Below are 1157 nucleotides of genomic sequence, written 5' to 3' on the forward strand. Positions count from 1 at the left end.
ACAGAGTGATGGACAAATTGATTCCAAGACAAACACGACTGAATACCAATCGTTATAAAGACTTATAGATAACATAAATGATTCACATTGTGCTTAATCCATTTTCTTAAAAAAGTTTCCAAATAAAATTTTGAATCAATAAATTCAAATTAAATCTTTAATTTCAATAGCTTGCATAAATTATAATTATGGTTTGGGACTTTTATAAACACCACAAATAAAATCTATTGAGTGTTAAATTATACATAGTATCTTTTTCTTAAAGAATAAATGCCCAAACACAAGCAGGACATGAAAATTCCTAAAAGCGCATAAAAATGCGGCATGACTGAATGCAGACTAGCCGCCATTTGATTGAGCCAAATAAAGCCGTTAATGCCGTGATAAGCAGGAATAAATTGCACAAAAATTTGCAAAAAATCTGGTAACAAATAGACAGGATAAATAAATCCCATCATAAAAACTAGGGGCAACGAAGATAAAAGGATAATTTGCGTTGGTAATGCAGGATTAACAAGGAATGAGCCTAGAAATATACCAAAAGACGCACAACACACAATAAATGCCAAGCTAAAGCACCAAAAATCTATAACATTTGCATGAGTATGGATTCCATAAATTTTAAAGAACACTCCAAAATAAAGCAAAAATAACACACAATAAATCACAGTAAAAACAAGAATTCTTGCAAAAAGCAAATAAGCGATAGGACATTGATTAAAATAATCTCTTATTCCTTGTTTATGCGCACAATTCTGTGAAGCAGTAATAATCATGCTACCCGCAATTAAAGTTTGATGTAAGATAAAAACTAGAATTGCAGCTAGCGCATAATTAATATAACCTATGGAATAGTTAAAAAGCGGCATAGAAACAAAACGTACAAGCGTCGAATCCTTACTTAAATCCACTTGTTTTTGCATAAGCTTTGTTTTATATTTAATCTTATTACTAAAAGCATTTCCTACACTATTTAACCCTTCGATGATAGTTCCATAAATAAGAAAATAAGACGCATTAGCGCGGTAAAGCAGCTGTGTTGGCACACCTTTATTTGCATTTGCCTCAAAACCTTTAGGGATAACCAAGATTCCATATATTTCACTTCTTTCTAAAAGTTCCTTTGCTTGATTAAGGGAGTGCAAACTGTGTGTGAT

1 protein-coding gene is annotated in these 1157 nt (G+C 31.7%); it reads right to left on the reverse strand.

Translation table 11 applies throughout. The features are described from left to right. Positions 1-239: 239 nt before the first annotated feature. A partial coding sequence (locus tag CQA44_RS12115; RefSeq protein WP_147289808.1) for an ABC transporter permease occupies positions 240-1157 on the reverse strand: 918 nt, incomplete at its 5' end.

This window comes from Helicobacter sp. MIT 14-3879 (assembly GCF_003364125.1).